The sequence below is a fragment of the Candidatus Phyllobacterium onerii genome (genome assembly GCF_028331445.1).
GTDB lineage: Bacteria > Pseudomonadota > Alphaproteobacteria > Rhizobiales > Rhizobiaceae > Phyllobacterium > Phyllobacterium onerii.
Map to the genome: position 1 here is coordinate 220,692 of NZ_JAQMHX010000003.1, position 17,008 is coordinate 237,699.

General features: G+C 57.7%; 14 protein-coding genes and 1 pseudogene. 6 read left to right on the forward strand and 9 right to left on the reverse strand.

Features of this window, described 5'->3' with window-relative positions:
• Positions 1–26 precede the first annotated feature (26 nt).
• The 4 genes and pseudogenes from PHA01_RS09120 to PHA01_RS09135 form a co-directional block, all read left to right on the forward strand.
• A pseudogene (locus PHA01_RS09120) lies at positions 27–441 on the forward strand (SspB family protein); the annotation flags it as partial.
• Between the two features lie 171 nt (positions 442–612).
• Positions 613–825: a DUF4169 family protein gene (locus PHA01_RS09125; RefSeq protein WP_271895061.1), complete on the forward strand. Its 213-nt coding sequence runs from the start codon at positions 613–615 to the stop codon at positions 823–825.
• Complete coding sequence (locus PHA01_RS09130) at positions 822–1,052, forward strand: ribbon-helix-helix domain-containing protein (RefSeq protein ID WP_271894683.1); 231 nt, start codon at positions 822–824, stop codon at positions 1,050–1,052. Before PHA01_RS09125 ends, PHA01_RS09130 begins: the two co-directional genes overlap by 4 nt.
• Before the next feature lie 113 nt (positions 1,053–1,165).
• Entirely contained in the window at positions 1,166–1,657 is a 492-nt protein-coding gene (locus PHA01_RS09135; protein WP_271894685.1) for a VOC family protein, read from the forward strand.
• 5 nt (positions 1,658–1,662) lie between these two features.
• Here PHA01_RS09135 and PHA01_RS09140 read toward each other — a convergent pair whose 3' ends face one another.
• The 8 genes from PHA01_RS09140 to PHA01_RS09175 all read right to left on the reverse strand — a co-directional run bounded on the left by PHA01_RS09140 (position 1,663) and on the right by PHA01_RS09175 (position 11,329).
• The gene (locus PHA01_RS09140; protein WP_334312014.1) at positions 1,663–5,469 is read right to left on the reverse strand and encodes an AsmA family protein; all 3,807 of its coding nucleotides are present in this window, start codon (positions 5,467–5,469) and stop codon (positions 1,663–1,665) included.
• A gap of 15 nt (positions 5,470–5,484) precedes the next feature.
• A complete protein-coding gene (locus tag PHA01_RS09145; protein WP_271894687.1) occupies positions 5,485–5,808 on the reverse strand; it encodes a helix-turn-helix domain-containing protein in 324 nt (107 codons plus the stop codon).
• On the reverse strand, positions 5,801–6,208 hold the full coding sequence (locus tag PHA01_RS09150; RefSeq protein WP_334312015.1) for a type II toxin-antitoxin system RelE/ParE family toxin: 408 nt from the start codon (positions 6,206–6,208) through the stop codon (positions 5,801–5,803). The genes PHA01_RS09145 and PHA01_RS09150 overlap by 8 nt, the downstream gene beginning before the upstream one ends.
• 75 nt (positions 6,209–6,283) lie before the next feature.
• Positions 6,284–7,693 (reverse strand): FAD-binding oxidoreductase, encoded by a 1,410-nt coding sequence (locus PHA01_RS09155; protein WP_210000494.1) that lies wholly within the window; start codon positions 7,691–7,693, stop codon positions 6,284–6,286.
• Positions 7,694–7,813: 120 nt separating this feature from the next.
• Complete coding sequence (locus PHA01_RS09160; RefSeq protein WP_112530052.1) at positions 7,814–8,188, reverse strand: DUF2185 domain-containing protein; 375 nt, start codon at positions 8,186–8,188, stop codon at positions 7,814–7,816.
• 8 nt (positions 8,189–8,196) lie between these two features.
• Positions 8,197–9,147, reverse strand: coding sequence for a hypothetical protein (locus PHA01_RS09165; RefSeq protein WP_271894689.1), 951 nt, complete (start codon positions 9,145–9,147; stop codon positions 8,197–8,199).
• Between the two features lie 83 nt (positions 9,148–9,230).
• On the reverse strand, positions 9,231–10,106 hold the full coding sequence (locus tag PHA01_RS09170) for a dienelactone hydrolase family protein (protein WP_224508532.1): 876 nt from the start codon (positions 10,104–10,106) through the stop codon (positions 9,231–9,233).
• 311 nt (positions 10,107–10,417) lie between these two features.
• Positions 10,418–11,329 carry a DMT family transporter gene (locus PHA01_RS09175; protein WP_271894690.1) on the reverse strand — a complete coding sequence of 304 codons (912 nt, stop codon included), beginning with the start codon at positions 11,327–11,329 and terminating at the stop codon, positions 10,418–10,420.
• A gap of 145 nt (positions 11,330–11,474) precedes the next feature.
• Here PHA01_RS09175 and PHA01_RS09180 point away from each other — a divergent pair, with 145 nt between their 5' ends.
• On the forward strand, positions 11,475–11,945 hold the full coding sequence (locus PHA01_RS09180; RefSeq protein WP_112530060.1) for an Lrp/AsnC family transcriptional regulator: 471 nt from the start codon (positions 11,475–11,477) through the stop codon (positions 11,943–11,945).
• Positions 11,946–11,957: 12 nt separating this feature from the next.
• Here the strand turns inward: PHA01_RS09180 and PHA01_RS09185 are convergent, their stop codons facing one another.
• Positions 11,958–14,291, reverse strand: coding sequence for a glucose/quinate/shikimate family membrane-bound PQQ-dependent dehydrogenase (locus tag PHA01_RS09185; protein ID WP_271894692.1), 2,334 nt, complete (start codon positions 14,289–14,291; stop codon positions 11,958–11,960).
• Positions 14,292–14,558: 267 nt separating this feature from the next.
• Between PHA01_RS09185 and PHA01_RS09190 the strand changes: the two genes are divergently transcribed.
• Positions 14,559–17,006 carry an ATP-dependent helicase gene (locus PHA01_RS09190; RefSeq protein WP_271894693.1) on the forward strand — a complete coding sequence of 816 codons (2,448 nt, stop codon included), beginning with the start codon at positions 14,559–14,561 and terminating at the stop codon, positions 17,004–17,006.
• Positions 17,007–17,008 lie beyond the last annotated feature (2 nt).

A 17,008-nucleotide genomic window follows, 5' to 3' on the forward strand; every position in this document is an offset into this window, starting at 1 on the left:
GGGGTGAATCCATGGGATAAGAGTGCATGCCACAAGATATGATCCGCTACGATATACTTGCCCAGGAAGCGCTTCGCGGCGTTATTCGTAAGGTGCTTGGCGAAGTCGCCAAGGCAGGTCTTCCCGGCAACCATCATTTCTTTGTCACTTTTCTTACCGGTGCGGCAGGTGTTCGCATATCGTCGCGTCTGCACGAAAAATATCCGGAACAGATGACGATCGTTTTGCAACATCAGTTCTGGGATCTGCAGGTTACCGACGTGCTTTTCGAAGTCGGGCTCTCCTTTGGCGATGTACCCGAACGTCTTGTCGTCCCCTTCTCGGCGATTCGCGGCTTCTACGACCCGTCCGTGAATTTCGAACTGGAATTCGATGTCGAGGTCGAAGAGGCAGTTGGCGATAATGATCAAGGCATAACCAGCATTACTCCGATCCCCCAAACCGACAAGCCCAAGCTTGCGACGCCCAGTACCAAGCCGAAGCCACCGGTGAAGACGGTGAAAAAGCCGGTCAAGGCTGGTGGCGACAAGTCAGATACCGATGGGACCGGAGACAAAGCCACCGCGTCCGTGGTGTCGCTGGATTCTTTCCGCAAGAAGAAATAGCTTGGCTATGGCCGAGATCGTCAATCTTCGACTGGTCAAGAAGCGCAAGGCCAAGGACGCTGCGGAGAAGACCGCAGCCGAAAACCGGGTCCTGTTCGGACGGACCAAGGCCGAGAAGCAATTTGACCGGGAAGCCAATCGCAGGAAAGCACGCTTTCTAGACGATCACCGCCTTGAAACAAAACCCTCCTCCACAGAAGACGATGCGGACGCTAAGTGAGCGGTGTCCGTAAACGTTCGGTCACCATTCGCGGACACCGCACGAGCTTTTCGCTCGAAGACCCTTTCTACGACATCATGATTTCGATCGCGACCAGCCGCGGCATGACACTTGCGGGCTTGATCGCCGAAATTGACGAAAGCCGTGATCGCAACTCCAACCTGTCATCGGCGCTACGCATCTATGTGCTGGACTGGGTGAGGAACGACAACAATAATCGGCGATAGCCAACTGTTTTGACTCATCAATCGCCTGCGGAAAAAAATTCGCAAGCCATGTCGGAACGGCAAACCCTCGTTCGTCTTATAGATAGTGCAAACCGCTATGAAAGGGAAAAACGATGCCTGCCAAACAAAAAATCACCCCCTGCCTTTGGTTCAATGGAAACGCCGAGGAGGCAATCGATTTTTATATGTCCATTTTCGAGGACAGCAAGATTCTCACCAAGATGAACTGGGGTAAAGAGGGTGGATCCAAGGAAGGTTCGCTGCTCGTTGCCACTTTCCAGCTTGCAGGCCAGGAGTATATTGCCTTGAACGGGGGGCCGGAATTCCAGTTTTCCGAGGGTATTTCGCTCTCCATTGACTGCAGCACCCAAGAGGAAGTGGATAGACTGACGGAAAAGCTGACGGCCGATGGCGGGCAAATTCGCCCCTGCAGCTGGGTCAAGGACAAATTTGGCCTTTCATGGCAGATCGTTCCCACTATTCTTCCCGAAATGCTGCGGGACAAGGACCAGGCGAAAGCCGACCGTGTCATGGCAGCGATGATGAAAATGTACAAAATCGACATCCAGAAGATCAAGGACGCCTATAACGGCACCAGCGATTGAGGGCGTTACTGAATCTTCGGGTCCAGGGACTTCGGCTCGAGCGTTTTCAGGAACTCATCGACTGACTGCTTGTCGAGCACTCCAGTGCCCTGCGGCGCTGCTGCAGCGCCACCCGGTCCGGGTGGCGTTTGCGTCTGTGGCGCAGCCGGGGCTGGTGCCGGTTGCGATTGTTCGATCGCTTTTTGTGCCGCCTGCTCGGCTGCACGTCTTTCCGCCAAAGCCCGCTGCTCTGCGGCGAGCCTTTCAGCTTCGGCGCGTTCAGCAGCTGCACGTGCTTCCTGTTCGGCCTTGAGCCGGGCTTCTTCGGCAAGCCGCACACGCTCATTCGCGCGGGCCTGATAGAGTTGCACCTCGCGGCGCAGACGCTGCTTTTCGACAAGCGCGGCCTGCATGGTTTCCACGCGCTGCTGTTCGCGCTCCAGGGTGCGCTGGGTCAGGAACTGTTCAAGCGGTTGCCGGTTCAAAGCCAATTTTGGATTGTCCAACGGACCGGCCAGACTGAACTCGACAAGCGGATCGGCTCCGGCAACCACGGCCTTGCCGGGATCGAAGGTAAAACGCCCTTGCGATGCAATACTCATGTTGGAAAAATTGAGCCGCAGATCAGCAGCCAGCGTTGCGGCTTCACTTTGGAGCTGGAATGTCGAGGTCCGCGCCATGCCGCCGGCAATCGTGAAGGCAAATTCCGCAGCGCCGGCATTGAACGTGCCCTCATGCAAATATTTGCCAATGGTGGCAGTCACGGCTGCGGCGGCGACCGGTCCCTCCATCGCGTCCGCCGCTTGAAGAATGGGCTTCAGCGCGCCAGGATTGATTGCGTTGATCGCAAGATCCGCGACCGAGACCACGCCCGAACCGGCGACAGATTCCATCATCTCGGCGATCGAAGTACCCGTCGCATTGACGGAGGCCGATATCTTCGCCTTGCCCTTCAGCGGCGTCTGGTCTTCATCGGGCTTGTAGAGGGCCTCGAGAGCCGTCTGGTCGAGCGTGAATTGTCCGGTCGCAAGACCGGTACCGCTGGTATTGCGCAATTCGAACATACCGTGGACCTGGCCGCCAAGCAGATCACCTTTTACATCGTCGAGACGAAGCGAGCCGTCTTTCAGGATAGCAATCGTCTGGAATTTGCCCATCGTGCCAAGAATCCCCGCCGGGGCCTCCGCGGCATTGATTTTCACGTTGAAATTTACCGGAAAAAGCGGTGCGGCCGCGAAGTTCTCCGTCGGCCAAACATTGCGACCCTCAGTTTCGAGCGCATTCGTGCCCAGCATGAATTGCGCCAATGACGGAAGGTCGAGCTGTGCGAGCGTCAGATCGCCTTGCGCCGCCGGTATGCCGTTCTCGACATCGAAGCCCAGTCGGCCAGCGATCTTCCTGCCGCTCACTTCGCCGCTCAAATCGGGCAAGGTCAGCTTACCCTTCGAAAGCTGGAAACTGCTTGCGATGTCCACGGGCATGCCATTGCCAAAGCCGGGCAATGAATAACCTGCCGTTGCGATATATGATTCGAGATCTGCTGCCTTGATCGAGGCGCGGCCCTCGCCGCTCAGCTCGCCGCCAATGTCCCGAAAACTGCCGTCGACAAGCGCCTGTCCATCCGAGGACTTCAGCGAAAGCTGTGTCTGGAGGCCATCCCTTTCATTGCCTTTCAGCGCGAGGTCGGCCTCCAGTTCGCCCGCCATGCCGAGTGGCAGCGCCGGGAGCCCTATCAATGCCATCAGCGTCTCCGCCTGTGCGCTACGCGCATCCATCGTCAGCTCAAGCGAGCGCAACTTGTCGGCGCTTTCCGTGGTCGTGCCGGAGAGGGTTACGTCCATCCCCCCGGTTTTACCGGCTGCACTCAAAGAGAACTCGGATCCGCCTTTGCCATGCAAAGTGTTTGCAATGACATTGAGATTGGTCTCCTCGAAGAGACCCGGAAACCGGGCGGCGTTCTCGCTCAAGGTCCTGATGAACGGGAAATCCGGAAACCTCTCGGTCATCGCCGCAATAAAAGGGGCAAGATTATCGGAAAGAATGGTCGAGTCGAGCGAGCCTGAAGGTTCGGCCTTGAAGGGCGCAAGCTTGCCGGTCGCGGTTATGGTGGTACCTGCAACATTGCCGATTGTCAGTCGATCAATATCGAAAACGCCGTCGCGCAGGCGGAAAGCCGTGTCAAGAGTTTCCGCGACCAGCCGGTCATGTGTGACGGGCCCCGCCTTCAGATGCACATCGAGATCCTGGCCGCGCAACTGCGGCGAACCGTTTGCGGATGGCGTTCCAGTATTGCCGAAGATCGCCGCAAAAGCCTCCAGCGCATCGGCGTCGAGCGCCCCACCCTCAAGCGTCAGTTGCGTGAGCGGCAGGGATTCGCCTTTGGCGCTGCGTACCAGCGAGCCTTTGAGCGATGCGCCGCCAAGTGCCAGTTCGAGATTATCGACCTTCTGCAACTCGTCATGCAGGCTCACATCGCCGGAAAAACCGGCTCCGGGCAAGCGCCGGATCGACTCGTCAACGGAATCCGTCAGCCATGCGGCGAGTCCCGAGGGCTGACGTGACGCGATCAGCAGCCGCCCGTCAAAGCCAAAATCGTCCCCGACCTGCAATGTACCCTTGGCTTCAAACTGGGTACGCCCTGGCAGTTCGGCCTTGACCTGATTGATCTGCCAAGCCCCGTTCGACGGCGCCGCATCGATGGTTACCGAGCGGATCGTCGTATCACCCGCGACGATCGCAGGAAGTTTGAGGTCGATCGTGCCGGGAACAGTCGGTATTGGCAGTTGATCCATCAGGCGCCGGAACACACCCATCCGTTCCGATGCGGTGGCCGGTTTGGGCGTCGTGCCTTTGGCTTGTTCATTCTGATTGGCAAACGTGACCTGCTGTCCGTCCGCCTTGATTTCAAAACGCGGATCATTGCCGTAATCGAAAAGCGCGTTGCCATTAACGATGTAGGGATCGTCCACAGTCCCCTGTTCCATGCGAAATTCGGGGATGTTGATCTTGGCGTGATCGGCTTCAAAACGCCCGGTGACGCGAACGCTGGAAAGCAGCGGCTTTTCGGTTTTCCCGGCAGTCTTGGCACCGTCGGCCACCTCGTCAGCCGAGCGAATGTCGATATTGCCGGCATATTTCAGCACACCTTCATTCACGGTCAACTCGCCGTCTGTCTCGAATGCCGCCGGAATCCGGTCGGGCGAAACGCGTGCATGGACGTTGAGCGTCCCATCTGGCTTCACAGCGCCCGTCGAAGCGGAGACAGCCGTCTTTGCGCCGTTGAAAAACAGCGTTCCATCAAATTTCCAGGGCCCGGACAGGTCGGTTGCCGACAATGACGCGTTAAGGTTTCCAATCGTCCGGGTGGTTCCTGTCGAGGCATCGCGAATGACCACCGAGCCATCTGTGATGCGCATATCCTCCAGCCTGACCTGCGCCGAGTGGAACGGCGCGCGCGGCCGGATCGCCCAGTCGATGACGCCGTTCTTGTCGATGGCCACCTTTGCCGTCGGCTTCTCGATCCGCATGTCGAAGATCAGGATTTCGCCACGCACGAATGGCGCAAGCTCAGCATCCATCGAAAACTTCTCGATCGTCATCACCGGCTCGGAACCCGGATCACCGACCTTGACATCGGAAAACGTCACAGACGGAAACGGCAGGAGCCGCGCGCTGGCGCTGCCTGCAACTGTCACAGGGCGCCCGAGCAGCGCCGAAGCTTCGCGCTCGAAGGAGGAGCGGTAACCGGCCCAATCGACAAAGTAAGGCACAACCAGCGCTGCTGTCAGCACCAGTACCAATAATCCGCCGATAAATACGAACAGGCGTGCCAGTGTCCTACTCCGATCCTATGCCGCGAAGACAACTGCGACGCGACCTGCTGTCGTCTTCCGGCGCGCGGGGCCGACGACAATCTGTACATCGCGCCCGAGGCGTGTCAGGCACTCGAGCATCTTCGCTTCACTGATGCCTCGGAACTGTCCGCGTAGCATCAGGGACAGTTTCGGCTGTGTAAGACCAAGCACGTCAGCGGCCTGCTGCTGGCTCCATTTCCTGGCTTTGACAATTTCGCCTATCTTGGTTGCCAGCTGTGCCTTTACAAGCATTTCGTCCGCATCATCCATTGCAAGATCGGCATAGATGTTACCGCTACTTTCCTTGATCTCAGTCACTCCGCTCTCCTTTGGCATGTGCTTCCGCCACTTTCAGTCGTTCATGTATCACATTCATGTCTGGTTGCGGTGTCGCGATGCCCTTTGTCGATTTTTTCTGAAAGCAATGAAGGACATAGACAGCGTTATCAAATCTCACAGTATAGACTGCTCTAAATGTAGCATTGCCCGCATCCTCGACTATCTCCAGAACACCTGCCGAACCGAAGCCCTTCAGCGCCTTCGTCTGCTTATGTTTCCTGCCTGTTTGGGCAAGGTGCAATGCATAGCCGAACGTATCCTGCACCTGCATTGGCAACTTATCAGATCCTTCTTCGCTGACCCGATCCAGAACAGCTTCTTCATACAAATGTCCTAAATCAAGGCTATACCTAAATGGGTATAAACATGCAATATCCATCACCGAAAACTTTCGATCATCGGTGAATTTGTAACGCTCACACAATGGTTTAGCGCCCGGAATCAATCTGCGAGCCTATAGACGTAAGATCTTGCCGGGATTCATGATATTATCCGGATCGATTGCGCGCTTGATCGCTTCCATCACGTCGACAGCACCGCCGAGCTCTGCCCGAAGGAACTTGATCTTGCCTTGGCCGATGCCGTGTTCACCCGTGCAGGTTCCATCCATGGCGATCGCCCTCAGATTGAGGCGCTCGACAAAGGCCTCGACCTTCTGGATCTCGGCCGGGTCCTTCTCGTCGAAAAGCACGAGCACGTGGAAATTACCATCGCCGGCATGACCGACGATGGGCGCTATCAGCCCGCTCTCCTCAATATCCTTCTCGGTCTCGACGATGCATTCCGCCAAGCGGGAGATTGGCACGCACACGTCGGTCGAAAGCGACTGCTTTCCAGGCGCGAGCGTCATGCAGGCGAAATAGGAATTGTGACGCGCCGACCAGAGCTTCTCACGCTCTTCTGCATTGGCTGTCCATTTGAATTCACCGCCGCCATTGGCAGCGGCAATTTCACCGAAGAGTTCCGCCTGCTCGGCCACGCTGGTTTCGCTGCCGTGGAACTCGAGGAAGAGATAGGGTGCAGGCTCATAATCCAGCTTGGAATAGGCGATCATCGCCTGCATTTCGAGCTGATTGACCAATTCGATACGCGCGACCGGTATGCCCATCTGAATGGTCTCGATCACCGCGTTGCAAGCGCTTTCAAGATCTGGAAAAGCGCATATTCCCCCGGAAATCGCTTGCGGAATGCCATAAAGCTTCAGCGTCAATTCCGTGATGATACCAAGTGTGCCTTCCGACCCGACGAGCAGACGTGTGAGGTCATAGCCTGCCGACGTTTTCTTCACCCGCTTCGACGTGGTGATCAGGCGTCCGTCCGGCATCACTGCCTTCAGTGCCAGCACGTTCTCGCGCATCGTGCCATAGCGCACGGCATTGGTGCCCGAAGCCCGCGTCGCCGCCATACCGCCGAGGCTGGCATTCGCGCCGGGATCGATGGGGAAGAACAAACCGGTGTCGCGTAGATATTCGTTGAGCTGCTTGCGCGTAACCCCCGGTTCTATAACGACATTCAAATCTTCGCTGTAGACCTTGAGAATGCGATTCATACGCGAAAGATCAATGGAAATGCCGCCGGCCGGCGCATTGACATGACCTTCGAGCGAAGTGCCTGTTCCAAACGCGATCACCGGAACGCCCCATTCACTGCACAGGCGCACTATCTCCTGAACATCCTCGGCGGACTCAACGAAAACAACCAGATCCGGCGCCTGGTTCGGCACGTAGCTCGTCGTATGCGCGTGCTGTTCGCGAATGGATTTGCCAGACTGCGCATTATCGCCGAAGCGTTTCTTCAGAATAGAAACAACCGTCGCGATACCGTTTTCGTTGCGCAGCAAAGCGCCCGCATCTGCCAATGCCATTCCAGTTCCACCCTTCAATATACGTCTTCACGCGTGCATTTTCGGGGAATGCACACGACTTGTCCAGTTGTAACTCTGTGTGATTACCGTGGCGACTTCCCGCATGCGAAAAGGCGGGATCTAATTGTCGTCGTCATCCTCATCATCGTCTTCGCCCGGCTGCCAATCGGTGACGGGGATGAAGCGCTCCTGCTCGCCGGTCTTTTCGAACACACTGCCGACAGGTGCATCCAGAAGCGGAATGATGCTGGGATCGTAATTGGCGATGGTATTGACCTCGAAGATGCCGCTATTGTCCGGGTCTTCCATATAGTCGTCGCTCTCGAAACCGGAGAGAAACCGCCAACCGCTATCCATCTCGTTGTCAGGATCCTCGCGGTACATGAAGCGTACCGGATAGCCATCGATCGTGATCGTATCCGTCGCAATGCAACCGCCATAGTTGCGGATCAATGGCCGTATCTCGTTCTTGGTGAGTCGGTAGCTTTTCTCCATGGCCAATTTTAGTTGATCGTCAGGGATTTGGCTAGTTTTCGAAAACGATCAGAAAACTTGTCCTTCTCGCTACTCCGCACGATCAGGATGGCGCGCACGTAACGGCTTGTTTCAAAACGAGCAATTTGTGCAACGTATAGCGCATCTCCGCTGGCAGCATCCTTGGCACTCCCGTCGATCTCGACCCATTCGGCGCCATTTTCTTCAGAGCTCGTCTCGTTGTCCGACTGCACGTCCTTGATACCGGTCAATGAGGCAAATGCCTGTTTGGCAAAGGACATCCGCGCCGATGCTTCCGGCGCAGTATTGAGATTGGATGCAATGATGATGATGGGCTGCATCGAGTTTGCCGCGACATCATTCGGGCCCTCGGTCAAAAGAAAAGTCGCCCCTGCTATCACGCGCACCGGGCGAAACCCGGCCGTATCGGACACCTTGAACGGCAAGGCAGCGACCTGCTCTTCGAGGCTCGGCGGGGTGCGGATCGTGATGGTGCGCAGGGCGGTTTCGACATCCGCATCGGACAAGCCTCCCTGGACGCCGTCGGGTATTTGTACCGTCACCATGGCAGTTGTCGTCTTGGCACCGACCAGGACCACCCATTTCCGGTATTTGATCCCAGCTGCGACCTGGCTGCCGCGAATGAGTTTTGAGACCACAGCGCCTTCGACAGGCCAATCTTCCGGTTGGCCAGCCTCGATACCGGTCGCGCGCAGACCATCGGGATTGAATTTTGCCGCGAGCTCAGCATAGGCGTCCACCGGCAGTTCCGTCAGAACGATCGATGTACCTTTGGCGGCATCTTCGAACCCGCTGAAATTGGTAGACAGGACCAGACCGGGAGGAGGCACGAGCCCGACACCGGAACCGCCGGGAAAAACCCGCTCTTGTGCAAGGCCCAACTGGACGCTTGCCAGCAAAATAAGCGCAACGCTTAAGGCGAGGGTAACAATTCGCATCGGGTCATTCCTTCTTTCAAAAGAAGTAGTGGCCTTAGAACGGTCCCGCAAGCTTTTGGTTTCGCTTTTGTTTTTCGTAGTCCTCACGCCAGATTCTTCTGGAAGAAGGCTACCGTCCGGCTCCAGGCGAGATCCGCCGCTTTCTTGTCATAGCGGGCTTCCGACGTATCATTGTTGAAAGCGTGGTTCGCGCCATCATAAATATGGATCTCGAAGCTCTTGCCGTTTTGTTCGAGAGCCTTCTTGTAGGCATCGATACCTGCATTGATCCGTGTATCGAGACCGGCATATTGCAAAAGCAGCGGGGCCTTGATTTTGGCAACGTCCTCGGCTTTTGGCTGACGGCCATAATACGCCACACCGGCGCCGAGATCGGGTGCGTTGACGGCAAGATCATTCACCATGCCGCCGCCCCAGCAAAAGCCGACGACGCCGACTTTGCCGGTGGTCCCTTTGTCCTGCTTGAGATATTCGATGGTCGCAATGCCTTCTGCAATCGCAGTTTTTGGGTCGAGCGCTCCGATCATATCCCGCGCCTTGTCCTCATCGCCGGGCGTTCCACCAGATGCGGAAAGCAGGTCCGGCGCCAGCGCGACAAAACCTTCGAGCGCCATGCGGCGGGCAACGTCACGAATATGCTCGTTCAAGCCGCGATTCTCATGGATGACGATGACAGCCGGGAGCTTGCCCGAGCGTTCGGCCGGGCTTGCCCGATATCCCTTGATGTCTCCTGCGGATGACGAAAAAACGATGTCCTTGGTGCGAAGCCTTGGGTCATCGACAGCTATGATTCCGGCCTGTGCGGCATTTGCCGCCAGCATCGGGGCGATGACGGCGGCAGCAGCGCCGGAACCCGCGAGCTTGGTCAACTTTTCCATGAAGGCGCGGCGGTCAAGCGACAGGTGGGTATATTCGTCGTAGGCCTCGACCATCGCTTGGGTGATTGTCGGCTTGTTCATAACTGTTTCCTCTAGGGCCAGGACTCATTAATCTGGTCGAAATGGTAGGCGGCCATTTGTTCGGATACAAGGAGCAAAGGCGAAGGCAATGTTTATCCATTGTCGAGCCTTTGCGACGACGTTGCCGGGCAAATGGACCCTATCCTCCGGACGCCGAAACGGCTGCAAGCTGCAGTGTCGAACCGCTTGGACGGGGGGAAGACCCCGCCCATCGCAACTCTCCTCGCATCTTCTTGCCGTTTCAGACGCCATTTCAATCATATTAATGGGTCCTGACCCTAACGTGGAGGACGAGGCGCGCGTCCCCCGCATCAGCCCTTGGCGCGATGCGAAAGGATACCGGTTGAAAGGGCAACGCCAAGTCCGGTGATAAGTGCTGCCACAATCTCCCAGACGCCGACCGGCTCGTCAAGGAATATGGCACCGCCAAGGGCAGCCAGAACCGGCGTCAGTGCACTGAAGGCGGCGGCCTGGCTGCCACCAAGGGAACGGACGGCAATGCCGTAGGCCAACATCGCGGCAAGACCCGACAGGACACCCTGGCTCAGGAACTGCAAACCGAGTTCAGGCAGTGGGACCTCGAGAATCGTGGAGCCGAAGGTGAGCGCGAGGCCAACGTGAATGAGGAAAGACCAGACCGCGATCAGCGCACCGCCCTGCAGTGCGGTCAAACCGGAGCGCTTGAATGCATGGGTATAGCCGGCCCAGAGCAAGGCACCGAGCGGCAGGAAGACAAAGCTGACCCAGGTGATTTCATGACTGTTCAGGGCAAGTACGAGAAGGATGGCAAGACCGGCGACGATTGAGCCGAGGCCCAGCCAGCGCGTGAGATCCGGCCGCTCGCCGAACACAACGACACCAATCAGCGCGGCAGCAAGCGGCATGGACCCGCCGAGGAGAACACCGACGGCCGAAGCGGGCGTCGAATGGATGGCGTAGGTGGTGACCTGAAAGAACAGCGCACCAGCACCACAGACCATGATCGTCAGAAGGGCGAGCGGAACGTCGCGAGGGATAAGTCCTGTCTTCAACCACACCGGTGCGAGGACCAATGCCGGAACACCGTAGCGGATGAGGCCAAGATCGATCGTGCCGAGATGCGTGCCGCTACTGTGGCGAGTGGCAATGATCCACGTCGCCCAGATGAAAACGGTGACCAGCGCACCCGCATAGCCGGTGGCGAGGGAATTGGATTTCCTGAATTCTGGACTGAGAGCAACCATCGGAACTTCCTTTCAAATTGCCCGAACATCTTCGGTTGAAAGGCAGGATAGCGCCGATGGCATGAGCATGTCCTTGCAAGTTGATGCTACTATGGATACACTTTCAGCAATATTCGGTAAGTTTCATAGGAGTATTAGGCGGTTTATGCCAAACCTGGACAAATTTGATATTGGGATACTCGAAGCGCTGCAGGAGGATGCACGGGCGACCAACGTCGAGATAGCCGAAAAGGTGAATCTTTCGCCCTCGCCTTGCCTGCGCCGTATCCGCAATCTGGAAAAGGCCGGGGTCATCCGCGGTTACCGCGCGGATATTGACCGCAAGGAAGTCGGCCTCGGCTTGACGGTGTTCGTTGAAATCAAGGTCGGGCAGCACAGTCGCGAAAATTCGGACGCGCAACAGGCGGCGCTCATTGCCATGCCCGAAGTGACAGCCGCATTCCTCATCTCCGGGACTGCGGATTTTCTCGCCGAGGTGGTTGTCGAGGATCTGAGCGCCTATGAGCGGTTTCTCACCGAAAAGCTGTTGCTGCTTCCGGGCGTCGCGGACATCCGTTCGAATTTCGCCATCCGCACCGTGAAAACGGGAGCTCCCCTGAAGCTCCCGCAACGTTAAAAACGTCAACTATCATGGCAGGGTATAGGCGATGACATAGTCACCGGGTTTTGTCCCGACAGAACCGTGCCCGCCGGCGACCATGACGACATACTGCTTGCCGTTCAAAGCGAAGGACATGGGCGTCGACTGGCCACCTGCCGGAAGGCGTGCTTCCCAAAGCTGCTTGCCGCTCGTGACATCATAGGCGCGCAGGTAATCATCCACGGCAGCACCGAGGAAAGCGACGCCACCGGCGGTGATCATCGGACCGCCAATACCCGGAACGCCGACCTCGAACGCCAATGGCAGCGGCGACGAATCCCGAACAGTACCATTGCGGTGTTTCCAGGTGATCTTGCCGGTGCGCAGGTCGGCCCCGGCCACATAGCCCCATGGCGGAGCCTGGCAAGGCAGGCCGAGCGGCGAAACGAACGGCCCCATGATGACCGCATAGGGTGCGCCCTCATTGCGATTGAGGCCCTGCTCACTGCCCTTGGTGTTGTCGCCCGGCGGCGGAACATCAGCACGCGGCACCAGCTTTGAGGTAAAGGCAAGATAGGTCGGCATGCCGAACATGATCTGGCGCCCGGGATCGACAGCAATGCCGCCCCAGTTGAACACGCCGAAATTGCCCGGATAAATCAGCGATCCCTGTAGCGATGGCGGCGTGTAGCGGCCTTCGTAGCGTAGCTTGAGGAACTCGATGCGGCATGCCAGCTGGTCGAACATCGATACGCCCCACATATCCTTGCCCGTCAAACGCTGCGGCATGAAGCTGAGAGCAGATACTGGCTGTGTCGGAGCGGTATGATCCCCCTCGATGGCACCTGTCGGCGCCGGGACTTCCTCTATCGGCAGGATAGGTTCGCCAGTACGCCGGTCGAGAACGTAAATGTCACCCTGCTTGGTCGGCCCGACGAGTGCTGGAATGGCGCCCGTTGCGGTATTGATATCGAGAAGCGTCGGCTGCGCGGGAACATCCATGTCCCAGAGATCGTGATGAACCGTCTGGCGTACCCAACGCAATTGACCGGAATTCAGGTCAAGCGCAACGATCGACGACGAGAATTTCTCGACATTTTCCGATCGTCCCGCACCAAGCTGGTCCGGCGTTTGGTTGCCAAGCGGCACGAAGAGCAGCCCAAGCTTTTCATCGGCGCTTGAGACCGACCAGCTGTTGGGCGAATTGTGGGTATAGGTCTGGCCCTCCGGCAGGGGCGTCGTCACGTCGGGATTGCCTGAATCCCAATTCCAGATAAGCGCCCCCGTATTGATATCGAAGGCACGAATGACACCAGATTGTTCCTGCACCGAGTAGTTGTCATTGACCGCGCCGCCAACGATGATTTTGCCGGCGGCGACGACGGGAGGTGATGTCGAATAATAATAGCCGGCGGGATTGTAGGGCATACCCTTTTCGAGGTGCAACGTGCCTTTGTCGGCGAAGGAGGGGCAGATCTGGCCGTTTGCCGCATCAAGGGCAATCAATCGCGCGTCTGAGGTCGGAAGATAGACCCGTTCCGCACAAGGTTGGCCGGGCTGCAAAGCCGGATCGGCATAGTAGGAGACGCCGCGGCATGTCTGGTGCTGGCGATCAGGATTGAGCCCGACATTCGGGTCGAACTTCCACTTTTCCTTGCCCGTCGCTGCATCGAGCGCGATGGCCCAATTGTGCGGCGTGCAGATATAAAGTGTGTCGCGCACTTTCAGGGGTGTCACCTGATAGGTGGTTTCACCGACATCATCGGGGAGTTTCACATCGCCGGTCTGGTAGGTCCAGGCAACCTGCAAACTATTGACGTTGTCTGGTGTAATTTGCTTCAGCGGCGAATAGCGCTGGCCATAGGGTGTGCGACCATATTGGTGCCAATCATCGGCGGGAACGTTGCCGCCAAGATCTGGCTCGGTTGCGATAACCTCCTTGCTGAGCTCGCCTGTGATCTGCTTCGGATCCCCAATCATGGAGTAGCCGGCAACAACAAGTGCGGCGAGGACGCTAAGAAGCAGCGGAACGGCCGGCCCCCACGAAGTGCGCTGTGCGCCAGTGCCGGCATTCAATCCACGGCGAATCCACGGCGTCAGCAACCACAGCCCGAGCAGGATGATGGCACCGCCGCGCGGCGCGAGCTGCCACCAGTCAAAGCCGATCTCCCAGATAGCCCAGCCAAGCGTACCGATCACCAGGATCGCGTAAACAAGCAACGCCGAGGCGCGTTTCCGGAAGAGAAAATAGGAGGTTACCAGGAAAGCCAGCCCAGCGAGGATATAATACCAACTGCCACCAAGCACCGCGAGCCAGACACCACCGGCACCCAGCGCCGCAGCGATCAAGAGGAAAACAACGGCTGTCAGAGTGATTGCCATGGGGCGGGGGTCCTTTTCCAAGCTCAATCAGGATCGAATGATCTCTGACATGCGGCTGCGAACGTGCCGGCGGTTGTCAGGGTGTGCTCAAGTCAAAGAGTCGTCTCAATCAAAATGGGTATGCCGTAAATCCAAAGGACGCAATATCACTCGGCCTATATTTCAACTTCAAGTTTAGGTGTAGAAGATTGTGCCTAAGCCCACCCGTTCTCTTTTTGTATCGCATTTTTCTGGTTTTTCGGTACCGAATCACTACATTGGGTTCAAATGTCCGGATTACCTGACGATATGCCGTTTTTTGACGAAGCTGATATGCCGCCGCGCCAGCCTTCGGGCATAGCTGCGCGTGCTATGCAAGCGCGTGGTGCGCCACCCTATCTCAGCGGGCTCAATCCTGAACAGCGACTGGCGGTTGAAACGACGGAAGGTCCGGTGCTCGTCCTGGCTGGTGCCGGTACGGGCAAGACGCGCGTTTTGACCTCCCGCATCGCGCATATCCTTTCGCTGGGCAAAGCCTGGCCGAGCCAGATACTGGCGGTGACCTTTACCAACAAGGCTGCCCGCGAAATGAAAGAGCGTATCGGCGTTCTGGTTGGCGGTGCAGTCGAGGGCATGCCATGGCTCGGCACCTTCCACTCGATCGGCGTCAAGCTGCTGCGGCGTCATGCGGAATTGGTTGGTCTCAAGTCCGATTTCACCATTCTCGACACGGATGACGTAGTTCGCCTGATCAAGCAGATCATCCAAGCCGAGGGCCTCGACGACAAACGCTGGCCCGCCAAGCAGTTTGCGCTCATGATCGATGGCTGGAAGAACAAGGGTCTTGGCCCTTCCGAAATACCGGAAGGCGACGCGCGCGCCTTTGCCAATGGCAAGGGCCGCGAGCTTTATAGCGCCTACCAGAACCGCCTGAAGACGCTGAACGCCTGCGACTTCGGCGATCTGCTCTGCCATCCGATCCGCATGTTCCGCGCCTATCCGGATGTGCTGAAAGAATATCACGCGAAGTTTCGCTATATCCTTGTGGACGAGTATCAGGACACCAACACCGCGCAATATATGTGGCTGCGGCTGATCGCGCAGGGGTCGAAGAATGTCTGCTGTGTTGGCGATGATGACCAGTCAATTTATGGCTGGCGCGGCGCGGAAGTGGACAATATCCTGCGCTTCGAGAAGGATTTTCCCGGCGCGGTTGTAATCCGGCTGGAGCGCAACTACCGCTCGACGGCGCATATTCTCGGCACTGCCTCGTTCCTGATTTCGCACAATGAAGGCCGTCTCGGCAAAACCCTCTTCACCGATGCGGCCAATCCTGAAGATGCGAAGGTCAATGTGCACGCCTCGTGGGACTCCGAAGAGGAAGCCCGCGCTGTCGGCGAAGAGATCGAGCAGGCGCAACGCAAGGGCCACAATCTCAATGACATTGCGATCCTTGTGCGCGCCTCGTTCCAGATGCGCGAGTTTGAAGACCGTTTCGTCACGCTCGGCCTGAACTACCGGGTGGTCGGCGGCCCACGATTTTATGAACGTCTCGAGATCCGCGATGCGCTGGCCTATTTCCGCGTCGTAGCGCAAGGCGCTGACGATCTCGCGCTGGAACGCATCATCAACACGCCCAAGCGCGGCCTCGGCGAAGCGGCGATCCGGCAGGTGCATGATTATGCGCGGGCCCGCGACATCAGCATGCTCGACGCGGCGGCCGACCTCGTCCAGACGGAAGAGCTGAAGCCCAAGCCGCGCTCAGCCTTGCGCGAGGTGGTGGAAAATTTCCAGCGCTGGCAGGGGCAGATCGACACGACCCCGCATACGGAGCTCGCCGAGAAAATCCTCGACGAATCCGGCTACACGGCCATGTGGCAGGCGGATCGCTCCGCCGAGGCACCGGGACGGCTGGAAAACCTGAAAGAACTGATCCGCTCGATGGAGGAATATGAGTCACTGCGCTCTTTCCTCGAACATGTGGCACTGGTCATGGATGCCGAGCAGAACGAGAACCTCGATGCCGTGAATATCATGACGCTTCACTCGGCCAAGGGTCTTGAGTTTGAGACAGTCATCCTTCCAGGTTGGGAGGAAGGCCTGTTTCCGCACCAGCGCGCGCTGGATGAAGGCGGTCGCTCTGGGCTCGAAGAAGAACGCCGCCTCGCCTATGTCGGACTGACGCGCGCCAAGAAGAACCTGCATATCTGGTTCGTTTCGAACCGGCGCATCCATGGCCTGTGGCAATCGACGATCCCTTCCCGGTTTCTCGAAGAGCTGCCGGAAGCGCATGTCGACGTGGTGGCGGGCGGCGATAGTTACGGAGGCTATGGTGGCCGGGGCGGCGGTTACGGCCAATCGCGCTTTGATCGCGCTGACCCGTTCGAAAACACCTATTCGACGCCTGGCTGGCAACGCGCCCAGCAAAACCGCTCCGACGCGACCCGCAACAATTGGGGCTCGCGCTCCGGCGCAAAAGTGGAGCGCATCGGCTACGGCGAAACGGATTCCGTCCTCGGCGCAGGACGTGGTTCAGTGAAGGGCCGCACGATCGATGGCGAACTGGTGGCAAAATCCGTCAGCGAAACGCCCTCGAATTTCGATGTGGGCGACCGCGTGTTCCACATCAAGTTTGGCAATGGCAACGTCTCGTCGATCGAAGGCAACAAATTGACGATCGATTTCGACAAGGCCGGTCAGAAACGCGTGCTGGATAGTTTCGTTAAAGGGATTTGAGA

Bases quoted from the DNA above. Each gene is read 5' to 3' on its own strand.
- PHA01_RS09165 (WP_271894689.1), bottom strand. From the start codon at position 9,147: ATGCGAATTGTTACCCTCGCCTTAAGCGTTGCGCTTATTTTGCTGGCA.
- PHA01_RS09125 (WP_271895061.1), top strand. From the start codon at position 613: ATGGCCGAGATCGTCAATCTTCGACTGGTCAAGAAGCGCAAGGCCAAG.
- PHA01_RS09180 (WP_112530060.1), top strand. From the start codon at position 11,475: ATGCCAAACCTGGACAAATTTGATATTGGGATACTCGAAGCGCTGCAG.
- PHA01_RS09190 (WP_271894693.1), top strand. From the start codon at position 14,559: ATGTCCGGATTACCTGACGATATGCCGTTTTTTGACGAAGCTGATATG.
- PHA01_RS09160 (WP_112530052.1), bottom strand. From the start codon at position 8,188: ATGGAGAAAAGCTACCGACTCACCAAGAACGAGATACGGCCATTGATC.
- PHA01_RS09185 (WP_271894692.1), bottom strand. From the start codon at position 14,291: ATGGCAATCACTCTGACAGCCGTTGTTTTCCTCTTGATCGCTGCGGCG.
- PHA01_RS09175 (WP_271894690.1), bottom strand. From the start codon at position 11,329: ATGGTTGCTCTCAGTCCAGAATTCAGGAAATCCAATTCCCTCGCCACC.
- PHA01_RS09170 (WP_224508532.1), bottom strand. From the start codon at position 10,106: ATGAACAAGCCGACAATCACCCAAGCGATGGTCGAGGCCTACGACGAA.
- PHA01_RS09135 (WP_271894685.1), top strand. From the start codon at position 1,166: ATGCCTGCCAAACAAAAAATCACCCCCTGCCTTTGGTTCAATGGAAAC.
- PHA01_RS09150 (WP_334312015.1), bottom strand. From the start codon at position 6,208: ATGGATATTGCATGTTTATACCCATTTAGGTATAGCCTTGATTTAGGA.
- PHA01_RS09155 (WP_210000494.1), bottom strand. From the start codon at position 7,693: ATGGCATTGGCAGATGCGGGCGCTTTGCTGCGCAACGAAAACGGTATC.